We start from the raw sequence: 15,447 nt of genomic DNA on the forward strand, positions 1-15,447 counted from the left end.
CAGGTGTTGCCATGCGAATTTTACTGGTAGAAGACGACCTATTACTGGCTCAGGGACTGAGTACGGCGCTGACACGAATGAACTACCGCGTGGAGCTATGCACGACCGGAAAACAAGCGATCCAGGCGGCCAGTGAAAGTCAGTTTGAACTGATGATTTTGGATTTAGGTTTGCCAGATGGTCTGGCACTCAATGTGATTAAATCGTTGCGGAATTTAAAGCACGGCATCCCAATACTGATCCTGACTGCCTGGGATCATTTAGAAACAAAAATAGAAGCATTAAACGCGGGTGCTGACGATTACGTGCTAAAGCCCTGCGATAGCAGGGAAATTGAAGCAAGGTTGCGTGTGCTCGTAAGGCGTCATCAACAGCGCCAATTGGATCAGTTGCAATGCGCGGACTTAACGATGGATTTAACCGTGCATGAATGCCGCTACCAAGACCGTTTAATATACCTAACCACCCGCGAATTTCTGTTGCTAAAAGAGTTTATGTTGCATCAGGGTAAAATTCTATCCCGCCAGCATCTGGAAGAGCTGAGCAACGGCTGGACCGGAGAGACAGAGAGTAATTCGATAGAGGTGCATATTCACAACCTGCGAAAAAAAACTAAGCCTGAGTGTATTAAAACGATACGGGGTATTGGTTACATGATGGTAAATCAGTATGAGGATTAACAGCATACGCCGAATGATTTTACTCGGTGTAAACAGCGTTGTTTTACTTCTGATGGTGATTACCGGGTTCATTACGTACTCCAGCACTCACCACGAATTGGATGAGCTTTTTGATGCCCAACTGACTCAATACGCACGTCTTTTAGACCAACTGCTGATACAAAACTCGCTCTCTCTTGACCACACAGATCCCCTGATTGTTTATGTCCCTCAGATTGCCGAAGATGGTATTGAGCGAACTTCCGCAGAGGAGCGCAGGCCAGAGGGGCACAAATACGAAAACAAAGTGGCGTTTCAGGTGTGGTCAACAGATGGGAAACTGCTGATGAAGTCAGCGAACGCCAGTGATCGGGAGCTGGCTCCCAGAACATCAGGCTATCACGAAGTGTTTCATGATAACCGGCGCTGGATTTGTTATAGCACCTACAACAGAGAGCATGGCTATTGGATATTCACAGGACAGAGAGAAGATGTTCGTGGAGAACTTAGTTTTTATCTGGCGTTAGATCAGTTGATCCCGCTGAGTATCGCGCTGCTCCCTATTACCATCCTGATTTGGATAGCTGTTTACTGGGGCATTAAACCCATTCGGGATTTATCGAAGGAACTGGCCACAACTAAACCGTCTATGCTGACTCCCATAGATATAACCTTACCTGTCGAATTAAGGCCCTTTCAAATCGCGATTAATCAGCTTTTGAAGGACTTAAAAAGCTATTTAGTCAAAGAGAAACGCTTTATAGCCGATGCCTCGCATGAACTCAGAACACCGCTCAGTATTTTGTTGGTTCATGCAGACAATATTAAAAAATCGACGTCCAAAGAAGAAACCGACGCCGCTGCTAATGCCATTCTTATCAGCACAAAACGTCTGTCACATCTGGTCAGCCAATTGATGGAAACGGAAAAGCTGGAACACTCAGGGCAGCTGAAACTTACCAGTCTTAAACTGATTTCACTTATTGAAGAGAGCCTTGCTCTGGTTGACGTTGGCTTATTGGACAAAGTGGAATGGGACCTTGATATAGACCCCTCACTTGAGCTTCGCGCTGAACCTAGTTTGTTGGTAGCAGCCCTTCGGAATCTGTTGGATAACGCTGCAAAGTACGCGAAAGTACAAAGTCATGTCAGGATCACTGCTCACGTAGTTGAAAACAAACTTGTATTAACGATATGCAACGAACTACCTGAAGGCATAGACGTTGATTTAGAACGAATGGGAGAACGTTTTTATCGCCATCAGAGCAATCAACACATCAGTGGCGCAGGTCTTGGTATCTCCATTACCACAAAAATACTGGAGTTGCATAACGCTGAGCTGTCTTATTCGCTTGAGTCCAGATTAGTTATCACCACTGTGATATTTAGTGCTTAAGTTTAGATGTTTCTGAAGTCTCACAGAAGTATTGTGTTGGTTCAGATTTTGTTTGAAGTGCTTCGAAATGGACTATGAGTACGTCAAGCCGATTGTCTGCTTTCAGTGAGTTCCAGGTGTTCGGACGATCTAAATTGAGAGCGTAGGCAATCTCATTTGCCTTAATCACGGACATTCGTTTTTTCGAAAATCCAGAGTGTTATAACAAATCTTATTCGGTGGCTAAATTCAGTCTAGCCTAGACTTCTGAATTATAGAGCAACTCAGTCATCAGTTGCATAGCGATGCAGAGAAGTCATTTATCTGATGCGTACAAATCAACTCTTACATTGCCCTAAAGTCTTAAAAAGACTCTAGGCATCCCAGTCAACTTCTGTTGACATTTGTTTGGGCAATAAAAAATACTCGTTAATACACTCTTTCTGAGTAATTTACAAGAGGACGGTTCTGACTTAAGACTAGAAGGTTATCTGAGAATTTCGAGGTGCTAAAAAAGCGAAAAAGCTCCAAATAGGAGCTTTCTAGTCAGTTTTGAGTACGAGCTTTTGCAACAAAAGCAGACAGACCTTTTTCTACCAGCTTCTGCGCGGCTTCACGAGCCTTCTTGTGTATGAGAAGCTTCTCTGCAACTGTCAGATTTTTTTTCTGAATCATTTTTCTGCTCCTTTACTTGCTCTTCTAATATCTTACCAACAGTCGCTCTCTCAAGCAAGATCGTTGCATAAACGTTCAGCATTCTCGATAGCGAGATAATTATAGGTCTCGTGATGTGGAAAAACTGCTGAGCTTTCTTCGAATTACTTAGCATACCTTTCTCATCTCGAATGATGTTTAGAGCAGCGATCATCTTGGAAGGTTCCAGATGGTCTTTATTATAACGAGATGTCGATAGTGGTATTGAGATTAGGGATTTTGCCTTGGCATTCTTTACAAAGTAGTCCCTAGCCTCATCAGCTAACTCCTGTACTCCCCCGTCAGCTCGCCATAGTTCGACCTCTTTGACGGTATCCTCAATATACTGGGGTTGTCCCGTTCTAATACTTTCTGGCGCACCGAACAAATTGTAGTTTGTAAGCGCAGATGGAGCACCACTTTTACCGGCGTTGAGTTTACTATGGTCAGACACAAAGACAGGCAGTACACAGTCCCGCTGATCCTTATCAGAATCAAAAATCCTAACTTTCTTTACCTTGTCCTTGTCCTTGTCCTTGTCCTTGTCCTTGTCCTGAACTTCATACTCCAATAAACTAGGCCAGTCATCGATCAGAACAACAGAAAGAATGTTATTCATTTCTAAATAAAAATCTGGAGTCACTTTAATAGACGGAAAATACCTGTGTTGGCCCGATAAATTTCCTAAAGCGTCAGTTTTATATTTCATCATCAGGTTCACTCGGTATCTAACATCTGCATTCTGCGAGACGGTAGCTTGGTCAAATGATGCAGCCAAACGCCCCATAGCATATAGTGCTGCCCGAATATAGTTCTCTTGCAGGACAATAGTTTCCAATATTTTCCGTTCTAGCTGTTCTGCTTTTATTTCATTTGATTCAAAACTGAACTTTTCTTCAGTCACCTCTTCTCTTTGTTGTGAAAAAACTTCGAAGCTAAAGTCTTCTATTACGTCGATGTAATTTCCGAGTAGCTCATGAAAGTCTGAAGCTGGGGCAAGCTCAATTAAAGTAGAGATCGTCTTACTTCGCTCACTCTCTATAATTTCCTTGGCATGCTCCTTTCTTTTAGCATCTCGCTGATTCACATACATGCCAGCGAAGCTCAGAAACAAAGCCCACACAAAAAATCTCGTGCCATTGGGAATTGAATTAGAAGGGGAATCCATACGACTGATCGTTGTGACTAAACTGGTGTAATCCTTATTTGCTTCGATTGCCTTGGATAATTCGAAATGACTTATGTTTTTTTGTGTATTTCCTTCGATCCATGCCAAAATTGCAGCACTGTTCACGCTTGCCCATATACCAACAACCAGTGTTATCAAATTGAACATCGGCATAGACATTGGTCTAGAACAAAGCCAACTGACGCACGAATGTGGGTCTTTTACGAAATTTAACCATTCAAGTATCTTGATGGTCATCTCAACAAAAAAAATTATCCCAATGACGGCTATAAATTTAAGACTGAATATTCCTTCAAAAAAATAATGCAAAAAGCTGCCATTAATCGTCGTTGGAGTTATAACGCTAGCTAACAACCAAAGAGCATAGAGTGCTAAAGCTCCATCACAGAGAGCAATCACCCTAACAAAATTAGTAAAAGATTTAGATGGTTCTGCTTTGAATCTTTTAGTTTTAAATTCACGAAATAGAGAAATTAAATAACCACTCTTATCACTCATACACATCTTCCTGAAATTTGTTCGAAAATCAATCTACTAAAAACAAATGGACATAATGGATTTGACTCAAGCTTATGTCGATTAGAACCAATAAATGTAAAACGCTTGCGTCGATTACTGTAGTGGTAAACTAATTTTGGCCACATCATCATAGCCTGATAAATGGTACTTGCAGAAACAAGACATGCATAATGCAAGTTTTTATAACGTTTTGACAATGCATTGAAGTCTCAATATTTTCGAGATCCGTGTTTTCTTTGGTATCTGTAAAGTTCGCTTTCAGTGAGAAGCGGCGATTCAGTTTGAGAAATTTTGGTCAACCGCTTTTAGCACTAAACAAATTTAATTATTAGCTACCTAGCTTTGGGCAGAGAATTCCAGCTAGTGGTAAACGCAGGTGATAACAGCTCTCGCTTCATCCCCCAGACTTGATTAGTGCCTTTGCTGGCAAAGTATAGAGAGTTTGGCATTTGCTCGTTAATTTGGTCCATCAGCCCCATTAATGCAGAGTTACCCCGAACTGTGTCACTAGTGGCGAATAAGTCTTGCTGACAAACGCCATCGGCGTAGAAGTCAGATAACATGACACCAGCCTTGGCATACCGAAAACCCTCTTTCCAAATACTATCCAGTAGCTTACTGGCTACATGCAAAAAATCGCGTGTATCGTCCGATGGGTAGCTTAGTTCTGCGTTTCTGCTATTTGAGTAGTAAGGATCTAGTTGATGATCACTAAAAGGGCTAGTTCTTAAAAAGACACTGATGCGTTTCGCCTGGCATCGCTCTCGCCTTAGTTTTTTACAGGCTCTGTGCACGTATTCAGCTATGGCCTCGTGCATTGCAGCCAGCTCTGTGACTCGCTCGCCAAAGGCTCTTGAGCTGACAATCTCTTTTTTAGTAGGCGGTATGTCTTCAAGCTCAATACAGGATTCACCGTTTAGCTCCATCACTGTACGCTCGACCACCACTGAAAATTGCTGGCGTATCAGCTTAGTGGGTGCATCGGCTAAATCCAGCACCGTATGAATACCCATTTCTTCCAGCCGCTTAGTAAGCCTGCCACCAATACCCCACACCTCATTCACAGGCAGTAAAGCCATCAGCTTGCGTTGACGCTCCTTACTGATTAAATCCACCACACCACCAGTTTTGAGCCATGACTTAGCGCCATAGTTGGCCAACTTTGCCAAGGTCTTAGTTGGCGCTATTCCCACACAAACTGTAATACCTACCCACTGTTGAACACGTTGGCGAATTTGATGGCCAAATTCTGTTAAGTTCACTGCACTGGCCACTCCAGACAAATCGATAAAAGCCTCGTCGATGCTATATACCTCAACTGCCGGTGCCATTTCTTCTAAAGTACGCATCACTCGAGCGGACATATCTGCATAAAGCGCATAGTTGGACGAAAAAGCCACTACGTTGTTTTTCTCTAACAGCTCCCTTATCTGAAAAACCGGAACTCCCATTTTGATGCCCATAGCCTTGGCCTCTTTTGACCGGGCCACTACACAACCATCGTTATTCGACAGCACCACCACAGCGCGATTGGTTAAATCAGGGCGGAACAGCTTTTCGCATGAAGCATAGAAGTTATTGCAGTCCACCAAAGCAAATACACGACTCATACTACTGCGCTCGTTTTGAGCGGATCATCTGCCTGACTATATTGGTGACTACGCCAAATAGCACTAACTCAGCATCATCAGTAAAGGTTATGGGTGGGTAGGCTTTATTGCGTGGGATCAACTGCACCTCAGGCATTAAAGCCAGCTCTTTCACTGTAAACTCACCATTGACCTGAGCAATAACTATATCACCGTGCTGCGGTGTTACTGAGCGGTCTATTACCAAAATATCGTCAGGATGAATACCAGCTTCAATCATCGAATCTCCCTCGACCCGGACAAAATAAGTGGCGGCTGGCCGCTTGATACAAAGCTCGTTTAAATCAAGTGTTTGTTCCACATAGTCCTGTGCTGGCGAAGGGAATCCGGCAGGGATTTTGCTCTGGTATAAAGGAATGTTGAAGTGGGTAGTAGGTTCTGCGAACCCGATAAACTGAATTGTCATAGCACCATGATACTGTATATAAACACAGCTAATGATCGCTGATTTTTACGGAATGTCAATGGGAGTTACCAAGCTTTAGAAAAAGCGAAGGCCGTCAACATTCACTCTGTCACTTCCTGCCAGAAGACAAAGGCTAACGCTGTCGGCCCACACTCATTGATATTATTCAGATATTTCTTAACTAATCAACGGCTCTTTTTCAACACTCATTAATCCGGCTGTAGGTAAAATTCATCGCCTAGAGGGTCAGGCTGGCTTGGTTTTTTTACTTTATATCCTGTAAGGCCAACACACAAATGAGGTTCTAGCAGAGGTCTAAATTCAGCGATATCTGCGCTTGGTGACAGCCAGGCGTCGTAATAGTCTTCTGATAATATCAGTGGAGATGCTTTTGTATGGTAGGCCATTAACTTTGGATGGGGTGGCAATGTTATGACGGAACAGCTGTACACTATCTCCCCTGTAACCTGATGCACCCACTCCCGATACAAGCCACCTAAAGCCAAACCATCTTCAGCTGTAAAATCATGGTATACGGGCTTACCATTCACCTGCTCAGTTTCACCAAAGCCCTTTGCCGGGATAATACAACGCTGATGCCGAAAGCTCTGATATCCCGCAGAACGGATAACATCAAGCTTGTCATATCGCGTATTAAAGCTGGTATAAGAAGAAGGCTTAAATCCGGTTTCAGTTTGCTCTAACAGTAACCACCAGACTGCATCCTGTATTTCCCGCCTATTCTGTTTTTCTATGACAACAGAAATGGTGCTGGCAGCACGAATAAAACGACCAGTCCTAGGCTTATTATCTTCGAAAGTGATCCCCAACTGACCACAGAGATCGATCACTTCGGGGCAGTCAATGACATTCAAACGTCCGCACATTGTCAACAACCAGTATTCTTACTTTTGTTATACTCTAGCGAGAGAAAGAGACTTTACAAGTCAGACCTCAGGGTAAACAAACTAATAGTCTAATCAAAATATCGATTTATTGATTAGTTTAAGAGGCTTATTCTCATCATTTTTATATTACGATAAATTTTAAGGGTATCGTTAGAAGCTCAGAGACTCCCAATTACCGGCCAAAGCCTCACATAAAGAGCTGTTTGTCACGATCACACAAGTCCCTTCTTACTTTTTAATCATTGAGCTTCAAGAAAGTTATCAGCCAACGCAATCGCAGGATTTTTATAAAGTGCATACTCAGCATCCGTACAAGATCGTATATATGCTTCATAATGTTTCCCGTCGATCATTACATACTCTTTTGTCGCGTCTTCGAACAGCTGTAAACTGAACGACAGCGTTTGATAGTAGTGTTCCGCATCACCGATAAAATCGCCATCGGCATTGACTTCAAACAGTTCTAGAGCAAGGATATTATCACCGAGACATAGCAAACATTTTCCATTTCGAATATCACCACATGACAGATAAAAGTCGGAACATTGTTTCGACGCTGTTTGAGCAAATATCGGAAAACCTACTGCAAAGTATGTTTCTCGCCCAAAGTTGCAGTATCGGATATTTGTACCAGCGAACTCTTGTGATAACGCTATCATTGCTTCGTAAAGCGTATCTTGAAATACTTTTTGATGTATTGTCTTCGGTAAAACGAGTCTGTCGAAAAATGAATCCCGAGCTGTACCTCGACGTCTTATTGCTCCAAAATATGCTTCTATCTCATTTTCCCAACTCAGCCGAGTACTCCACATTATCGGCGCAAATTTGTATCTTGAAAGTTCATGTTTCAATGCTAAAAGCTCATTTAGACTGCTATCAGCAAACATATATGCAGTCACTATTTTTGCAGCTAACACTTTGAATGCAATATTATTTATTCTGATATCACAATAAATGACACTATCTACGTCTTTCGAAACAGGGCTGTAAGGCTTCCAGTCATCTAACAGAATAGACGGTAAGATTTGTTCCAAACTGACCTGGTTTTGAAATCCAAATATTTTCCAAACTAAATCCAACAACGGCATCTGAGTTAAAGGTGCTGTCAAATATCTAGAAAAGCGCTCAGCCAGAAGTTGAATGTTGTTTTGGACATGGCTTTTAGATTCAGCTGACTTTGGGTGTAGCTTGCAGTATTGATATACAGAGGCTTTCAAACCATTATTTTTTAGTTTGCTGCTCAAGTCTCGAAAATCATGACATTCATAGATTGATCGAGCGATCAGATCTTTAGCTTTGGTCAACGGGACATCAAGAATTTTAGAGGTCCGTTTGGCTTGAAGAAAAATATTTTTAAGTAAATTATTATCAGACATACTCACGTTTCTCTCATATAGAAAGTACATAAAACGAACACCCGCCAAGGCTCGCTCTATTAACGTAAATACGAATTTTCTGAATGAATCCACTTCGCCCTGAGATAAATGGCAGGTGCAGGCTGTTCAGTCAACCGACCATTATCATAGTGACGAAGCAATTAAAATGGAAGTCTTTGCGTCAACCCTCGAACTTTTCTTCGGATAGACAAAATGTCTTCATCAATAAATCTCTTGCTGAACCAGGATATAACGCAGCAATAGGACTATTGCCTACAGACAATAATAAGTCACCAAATGCACTAAGAAAATGGGTATTCATATCATCACTTTCTGGATCGACGGACGCTAAAAAAATTCTCTCAGTGACTTTACCCGCTCTTATTTTGGCTTTGATATCTTTAAATGAGTTTTCTTTATAGATGTGTTTTGCGAGCAAAAATTGAGCGTCGTTCAAAGGGATATCGAGAAGATCAGCAAATCGCTTTCCCTGCCGTTTCACATTCTCAAGTAGTTTTTGCTTATTAACAGACATACTGATCCCAAAAACAGTATGTAGCCCACCGCGCTGCAACTGCCTGAGTTCACAGATAAGTTATTGAATTGACGAGTGAATCCACTTTGTATTAGATGGTTACAAGCAGCTCGTCGCTACTCTTGCCGTTATTATATAGGCTTAACACCGGATTTCTATGAGTTAGTATCAAAATGCAACTAAATTGCGCAAAAATTACGATAGCGCTATGATTAACCCATGTGAATTAACGAGACAGATGAAATGTATATTGATGACAATATTGGACCCTAGTTTGCAGTGTGACTTTGGTGCTAACTCACCGCGTTTAGTGCGACCTTACCAAGCGTGAACAGGCTAGGATAAGTCGTTTGTGATGTATGCAAGCACATCCTGAGTATTGATGTGTTTATTATCAGTGTGAGAGAGCTTAAGTTCCCGATTCATATTTCAAAATTCTTTCCCTCCTATGTCAAAGATTCTTCATGTTTGTGTAAGGATATGTTCCTAGCTGAGCGCCCCGCATAATCGCAGACTTCGATAGGCAGATGCTTTGTTCAACTCGATTGAAGGGTGCTATATACCATCAAACTAATAATTTAGAAGTGCGCCAGTCATAATTGGTAACACCATAGCATGACTCGATGCTACTGCATGATTTTACAGTTATTGCATTTGCTTCCTGACAGTTATGTAACCTTAAACTAATACACTCACTGCAAAGTGTATGTGAAAAGCGTTACATACACAGCTGACTTACCGAAGTTTACTGCTAAATTGCATTAAAAGTACCACTGTATCGAATAGTAGCTTCGTGCCAAAAGCAGCCAAATGCGTTGTTGTATATCTTTGCTAACAAATTCTTTCGTTAGCCTAAACCACAAATTAAACTTCCAGATGTCGAGCTTGAGTAAATTCAATAATAACTAGCTTGTTGCCTATATTAATTTTGTTGGACAAAAATTTTGTTATTCCATAAAAACCAGTTGAAATAGAGGTATATCAGCGCTAGTTTGGTATGACTAAAATCATAAACGCTGGCAGAAAAACGTCTGATTAGCAGACGTCCCGCTTTTGATCTCAGATTATTAGCTTCCACAATACAGGGAGAACCACTTGTCAAAACAGCTATCGCCTGCTGGAATCATAGCCCTTAAAGAGGCTCTATGCTCTGTCTACTGGTACAAATCCGAGCTTCGCGGTTTTCTGCAACTCTGCTTATCCAAGCCTGGGCTTCTGAACAACTTCAACTGGGAAAATTACAAACGTCAGATTGCATCCGACGTCGTTGATTACCTCGTTGCAAACTCAACTGCTCACCTAGGTGACTTAACCAAAATTTGCTACGAACTTTGCAAGCTTACCGACTTCTCGCACCTGAAGCCTTTGGACGACGGACCGCAAAAGATGGATAAAGCGCGCAATGCCGTCAACCAACTCAAGCAACTTGTTGAACCTCATCAGGACATCAAGAAGGAACAAGACGACATAAAGCGGCGGCAGGAACTTGCCGCAAAGAAACTTAGGGAAAACGCCGCCGTCCGTCAGAAGCTGGAAACGATTAAAGCCCGATATATGGCTTTGGTCAGCTCTGACAACGCGCAAAGCAGAGGCTTCGAGCTTGAGCGCGTGATGTATGAACTGTTTGAGCTGTTTGACCTTGACCCTAAAGCATCCTTCAAGAATCTCGGTGAACAGATTGACGGTGCTTTTTCTCTAGAAGGCACTGAGTACTTGTTTGAGGCAAAGTGGCAAAAGGAAATGGTCATTAAAGCCGACTTGGCGGTGTTCACCGATAAGGTCAGAACAAAACTCGAAAATACTCTCGGCATATTTCTGTCAATTAATGGCTTTTCGGCAGACGGTGTTGCCGCACATCAAGCTGGCGGTGCGTCAATACTTCTTGTAGATGGCGGTGATCTTATGGCTGTCTTTGAAGAGCGAATTGATTTCACAAGTCTCCTACTCAGGAAGAAGCGCCATGCAGCCCAGACGGGCCAAATTTATCTAAGCTACTACCAGATGATTGCATCAGGTGGTGGCTAACCCATCATTACACTGGAACTCGCGCATAACGCGACGTATGGTCGGTGAATTCAAACTTCAACGTCTATTATTCGCTCTAAGCTTTAATTCGTTATCAGTCAAAAGCGGACTTTTTACTGGCTAGCTGCATTCCAATGGTTACAAACCGATACGACATCTATTTAACAAAAATCAGTTGATGATTGTATTTTTAATCGATAAAAGTGTGTTACTTTTTTAAGGAGGCAATGTGAGTAGACTTGCAATAAGCTTGTTGATTGACGCAGGTCTGATTACAGCATCAGGAAAACCCTATGATCTTTCCTGTCTACCTGACAATGAAATTTCAGCTCGGATTTCTCAATATATAAACGCTAGAATTCAAACCTATAATGATGAATTGGATACTTCTAGGTCTGTTAGCGGCCTTAACGCACTATTTAGTTCCGAATCTACGGAAGCAAAAAAATCAAAAATTTTACCATCATCACTAATTTATCAATCGATCATAATTGATGACCCTTTAGTCTCTGCAAATTCGACCATTAGTTTATCCACAATTGAAGAAGGCATCGGACTATTTTGTACGTATTTCCATCTCATCAAAGCGGAAATCGTTAAGATAATACCACTTTCTCTTTTCAATAGACCAAGCGATGAAATTCCCCTATTACACTCCGACGATGCTTTCAGGTCTAGCATTCCAGAGAAATTGCATGATTTTATACATAGCCGTGCTCGTCTTAAGTCAGTAGTGCAAGGTGGCGAAGGCAGTATGCTCGTATTGAATGAAGATGCATCCAAAAATCGTAGACCTGCTTTAAATGTCGGTTTCAGTGGAGATTTCTGGAGAAAAGGAGTCTCGCTGTATCTTTTCCAAACAATCGAAGAAGTTAGCAAGATCGATACAGGGATAAGATTTAAACAGGTATGGGAACCTGACAAATTCTTGAGTAAAGACCAGTTCGCTCGGTGGTCCTACCAAACGATCAATCAGGCAATGAGAGTTCGGCTTAGAAATATATACAATGAAACTATGTTAGCCGGAAGACTTGGGCATACTTACGTCACAGAATCTGAGTTTGAATCCGAGCTGCTTAGTCGATCAGGCACAGAAAATGTGGCTTCGTCCAATAGAGCTTGCAATTTTTTTCATGCAAATAAAACTTTCATTAATATAGATAGGCCTGAGACTATCATTGAATTACGAGAAAAATATCCTGCTGCTATCGAACGGTTTAATTTATCTGTTCTACACGCCGTAGAGCACTTGAGAGATGTTGGACCAGAAAATTTTGAGAGCAAAGCTCAACAATACTTTACCAATGAAATCCTACCCCAAATAGATGAGTTGAGAAAAAACACTAGATCTATCAGTCGGTCAGTGGCAAAAGGTTCATTAGTCTCTTTATGCGGAATGGCATCTGCAATCCTTTCAGGGTCAGCTCTTCCATTAGTTCCATCTCTTATAGTTGCAGCTGCGGGTGGCGCATCTGAAGCTCTTCATTCAGTTGGGCAACATCAAGATTTCAAAAAAATGCCGGTTTATATATGGCATCGACTAACTAAAAAATAACTGATGACTATTGTCGGCTGATAAGGAAAGCCGACATTCGTTTTTTCGTGAGCGCCTGATCTGAACAGCTGCAACTCGCTCATAACTAGCTGTTAGGTTAGATTGGTGCCTTTGGGCTAAACTGATGGCGGATTAAACGCTTTCTAACAATTCGGTCAACTTAGTATCAAAACACAACCAAATTGTGCTGTTTTCACGTATGAGTTAGCATTGTTAATGTCTCTATGGGCTTGGCCCAACTTGGCACTCCTGAAACCAATAAATTTTGCCAACAGCATATGAAAGTTTTATTTTTGTGTACGGCAAATCAACATCGTTCAAGAACTGCTGAAGATTTCTATCGAATTAAATGCCCGAATTATAAATTCAAGTCGGCAGGTCTTAGTCGAAAATTCTGCGAAAAGTTTGGCACTACATTATGCTCTGAGGATATGCTGGTATGGGCAGACCTAATTTTTGTCATGGAAAAAAGGCACAAAGATAGGATTACCGAGCACACCGGAGATATACACCTGTTCAAGATCTCGATCTTGAACATCGATGACATTTATAAGTACATGCAACCGGAGCTTATAGAAATACTCCAGTCACACGAACAGCTTAGTTTTTTGAACTATTGATTCGCGGTAATCATCTTCTTGTGGCAGGTCACGGAGTAGTTTTCTTAAAGTATCGACAGAATTAGTTTTATCTTCAAATCTCCTTAATTCAGATTGAAGTAAATTTTGCTTCAAAACCGCGACTAGGTAACAGGATGAGTTCTTGTTTACTAACATTACACAATGACAGTTGAAGCCTGACTCGCTCAAACTCGCTTTCTTGATAACATACTATTGTCCATTTAGCCGTTGGAGCACATTCAGATACTTTCTTAAAATATGGTAGATCTATGTCGTTAAGTGAGTGACCGATCACCAAGATTTCTGTTACATCAACCAATGAAGCAAAGTAACTAACATGGTTGTGAATGATCACATCCACAGGCTTTTTTAGAGCGTGCAATGGGGTCTTTGCTGCGCCTTGAGAGTCAGAAAATGGAGTTCTAAGGCTGTTACCTTCCTCGTCAATCTCAGGCTCATTGACGATCTCTGCACCATGTCCAAAGACTAAATCCTCGTAATATCCTTCGCGGCCATGTATGTGAAACACTCGATCATCGGAGATTCGGTAAACTAGTTGTAGTGTGGAGGTGTAATTGAAGTTTAAGAATCGGTCACTGTCATTGAACGTAATTTGGGACGCACAATCAGCGACAACAATTGAACTTATCCATTCACAAAAAAGGTCTCGAATACTCTCTACAAGAATATCAGCCTCTTCAGCCAACTCATCCTCAAGACCATACAACATGCTAGGTTTGAAAGTGTCATCTTCGAAATCTATTTCGTTATAATTGTGAAAAAATGACTCCCAGTCAAAAGAACTAAGATTATTTTCAAAGTCTGACCAAGGTATTGCTTTTCCATCTACACCAATGAAAAACATATCCAGTTGATCGAGGGAATTCTTGTGATACTTATAGAAATCAAGATAGTTTGTAGGTAAACCATGCCAAAGATCGAAACCATTACCGATAATGACTAGTCGAGACATCCTGATATCAACCAGAGCAAATCAACAATTGTACTTAGTTAGTAATTCTTCTACCACCTTCAGAGCTTCTTGCTCGACATATTCCTTAGACTTGCTGGCATCAACAATTCGGAACCGAGTCGGCTCTTGTTCAGCTTGTTTCAAATAACCCATTCGGGCCTTTTCAAGAAACGCCACTTTTTCCTTTTCTAACCGATCAAGCTTTTCACCTCGCTGATGAACTCGTTCAAGACCAAGTTCAGGGTCGATATCAAGGATCAGATTCATAGCAGGTTTAAAGTCACCGACGGCTGAACCATTGATCTTATTAATAAGATCAATATCAATACCTCTCGCATAGTGCTGAAAGCTGATCGTAGCAGTGTCAAAACGGTCAGATACAACCACCTTTCCATGTTCTAAAGCAGGTAAGATTTTCTCATGGAGATGCTGTGCACGAGCTGCTGCAAACAGAAAAAGCTCAGTTTTATCGCATATCTCTGGTGTATCTGGATCAAGAATCAGCTGGCGTATTTTTTCACCGATAGGAGTCCCGCCCGGCTCTCGGGTAACGACAACCTCAACACCCTTTCCTTCCAGATAGCTCTTGATCGTCGCTATAACAGTCGTCTTGCCAGCACCGTTGCCTCCATCGACAACTAACATAAAACCTTTTTTCATTCTGATCCCGAGTCCATTAACTTTTGGCAACTAGCCAATTTTTTTAACTGTAAACATTTTAACAAAAATACTACTCCATCAGAGACTAAATCTAATCACCATGAGGATTTGGTTAGTAAACCCTACTTTCCTGTATCTGGATCCGGCATGGAATCGATGAACGCTGAATAGGCAACCTCGACTCAGCTCTTGGAACTTTAGAAGAGTTTACATTGGGTCTAGAGTCATTACAAAAGTTTGATTTATTTACAAAATTAAAAATAAAAGCTAAATATCTTGATATAAAACAGTGGTTAAGATAAGAT

At 41.5% G+C, this 15,447-nt stretch carries 12 protein-coding genes; 4 read left to right on the plus strand and 8 right to left on the minus strand.

Translation table 11 applies throughout. The features are described 5' to 3' along the window. Positions 1–11: 11 nt before the first annotated feature. Both LSG37_RS12815 and LSG37_RS12820 read left to right on the plus strand, forming a co-directional pair. Entirely contained in the window at positions 12–680 is a 669-nt protein-coding gene (locus LSG37_RS12815) for a response regulator (RefSeq protein WP_233010363.1), read from the plus strand. Positions 681–693: 13 nt separating this feature from the next. After that, positions 694–2,055 carry an ATP-binding protein gene (locus LSG37_RS12820; protein WP_233080251.1) on the plus strand — a complete coding sequence of 454 codons (1,362 nt, stop codon included), beginning with the start codon at positions 694–696 and terminating at the stop codon, positions 2,053–2,055. Between the two features lie 592 nt (positions 2,056–2,647). Here the strand turns inward: LSG37_RS12820 and LSG37_RS12825 are convergent. The 6 genes from LSG37_RS12825 to LSG37_RS12850 all read right to left on the minus strand — a co-directional run bounded on the left by LSG37_RS12825 (position 2,648) and on the right by LSG37_RS12850 (position 9,309). Beyond that, complete coding sequence (locus LSG37_RS12825; protein ID WP_233080252.1) at positions 2,648–4,414, minus strand: hypothetical protein; 1,767 nt, start codon at positions 4,412–4,414, stop codon at positions 2,648–2,650. Between the two features lie 353 nt (positions 4,415–4,767). Then, on the minus strand, positions 4,768–6,045 hold the full coding sequence (gene umuC / locus LSG37_RS12830; RefSeq protein WP_233080253.1) for a translesion error-prone DNA polymerase V subunit UmuC: 1,278 nt from the start codon (positions 6,043–6,045) through the stop codon (positions 4,768–4,770). Position 6,046: 1 nt separating this feature from the next. Next, entirely contained in the window at positions 6,047–6,490 is a 444-nt protein-coding gene (gene umuD / locus LSG37_RS12835; RefSeq protein ID WP_233080254.1) for a translesion error-prone DNA polymerase V autoproteolytic subunit, read from the minus strand. Positions 6,491–6,699: 209 nt separating this feature from the next. Beyond that, positions 6,700–7,377, minus strand: a complete 678-nt coding sequence (locus LSG37_RS12840; RefSeq protein ID WP_233080255.1) for an SOS response-associated peptidase family protein — start codon at positions 7,375–7,377, stop codon at positions 6,700–6,702. Positions 7,378–7,637: 260 nt separating this feature from the next. Further along, complete coding sequence (locus LSG37_RS12845) at positions 7,638–8,774, minus strand: hypothetical protein (RefSeq protein ID WP_233080256.1); 1,137 nt, start codon at positions 8,772–8,774, stop codon at positions 7,638–7,640. 181 nt (positions 8,775–8,955) lie between these two features. Beyond that, entirely contained in the window at positions 8,956–9,309 is a 354-nt protein-coding gene (locus tag LSG37_RS12850) for a hypothetical protein (protein WP_233080257.1), read from the minus strand. A 1,095-nt stretch (positions 9,310–10,404) separates the two neighbouring features. On the opposite strand from LSG37_RS12850, the gene LSG37_RS12855 reads away from it, so the two are divergent. Both LSG37_RS12855 and LSG37_RS12860 read left to right on the plus strand, forming a co-directional pair. Beyond that, a complete protein-coding gene (locus LSG37_RS12855) occupies positions 10,405–11,334 on the plus strand; it encodes a hypothetical protein (RefSeq protein WP_233080258.1) in 930 nt (309 codons plus the stop codon). A gap of 229 nt (positions 11,335–11,563) precedes the next feature. Beyond that, on the plus strand, positions 11,564–12,889 hold the full coding sequence (locus tag LSG37_RS12860; RefSeq protein WP_233080259.1) for a hypothetical protein: 1,326 nt from the start codon (positions 11,564–11,566) through the stop codon (positions 12,887–12,889). A 708-nt stretch (positions 12,890–13,597) separates the two neighbouring features. Here LSG37_RS12860 and LSG37_RS12865 read toward each other — a convergent pair. Together LSG37_RS12865 and tmk are read right to left on the minus strand one after the other, a co-directional pair. After that, complete coding sequence (locus LSG37_RS12865; RefSeq protein WP_233080260.1) at positions 13,598–14,482, minus strand: bacteriophage abortive infection AbiH family protein; 885 nt, start codon at positions 14,480–14,482, stop codon at positions 13,598–13,600. A 21-nt stretch (positions 14,483–14,503) separates the two neighbouring features. Next, the gene (tmk, locus tag LSG37_RS12870; protein ID WP_233080261.1) at positions 14,504–15,142 is read right to left on the minus strand and encodes a dTMP kinase; all 639 of its coding nucleotides are present in this window, start codon (positions 15,140–15,142) and stop codon (positions 14,504–14,506) included. Positions 15,143–15,447: the final 305 nt, after the last annotated feature.

This window comes from Rheinheimera soli (genome assembly GCF_021290985.1).
GTDB lineage: Bacteria > Pseudomonadota > Gammaproteobacteria > Enterobacterales > Alteromonadaceae > Pararheinheimera > Pararheinheimera soli.

What these genes read in the sequence shown, in the direction of transcription:
- LSG37_RS12815 (WP_233010363.1), top strand. Translation starts at nt 12, where the DNA reads ATGCGAATTTTACTGGTAGAAGACGACCTATTACTGGCTCAGGGACTG.
- LSG37_RS12820 (WP_233080251.1), top strand. Translation starts at nt 694, where the DNA reads ATGATTTTACTCGGTGTAAACAGCGTTGTTTTACTTCTGATGGTGATT.
- LSG37_RS12825 (WP_233080252.1), bottom strand. Translation starts at nt 4,414, where the DNA reads ATGAGTGATAAGAGTGGTTATTTAATTTCTCTATTTCGTGAATTTAAA.
- umuC (WP_233080253.1), bottom strand. Translation starts at nt 6,045, where the DNA reads ATGAGTCGTGTATTTGCTTTGGTGGACTGCAATAACTTCTATGCTTCA.
- umuD (WP_233080254.1), bottom strand. Translation starts at nt 6,490, where the DNA reads ATGACAATTCAGTTTATCGGGTTCGCAGAACCTACTACCCACTTCAAC.
- LSG37_RS12840 (WP_233080255.1), bottom strand. Translation starts at nt 7,377, where the DNA reads ATGTGCGGACGTTTGAATGTCATTGACTGCCCCGAAGTGATCGATCTC.
- LSG37_RS12845 (WP_233080256.1), bottom strand. Translation starts at nt 8,774, where the DNA reads ATGTCTGATAATAATTTACTTAAAAATATTTTTCTTCAAGCCAAACGG.
- LSG37_RS12850 (WP_233080257.1), bottom strand. Translation starts at nt 9,309, where the DNA reads ATGTCTGTTAATAAGCAAAAACTACTTGAGAATGTGAAACGGCAGGGA.
- LSG37_RS12865 (WP_233080260.1), bottom strand. Translation starts at nt 14,482, where the DNA reads ATGTCTCGACTAGTCATTATCGGTAATGGTTTCGATCTTTGGCATGGT.
- tmk (WP_233080261.1), bottom strand. Translation starts at nt 15,142, where the DNA reads ATGAAAAAAGGTTTTATGTTAGTTGTCGATGGAGGCAACGGTGCTGGC.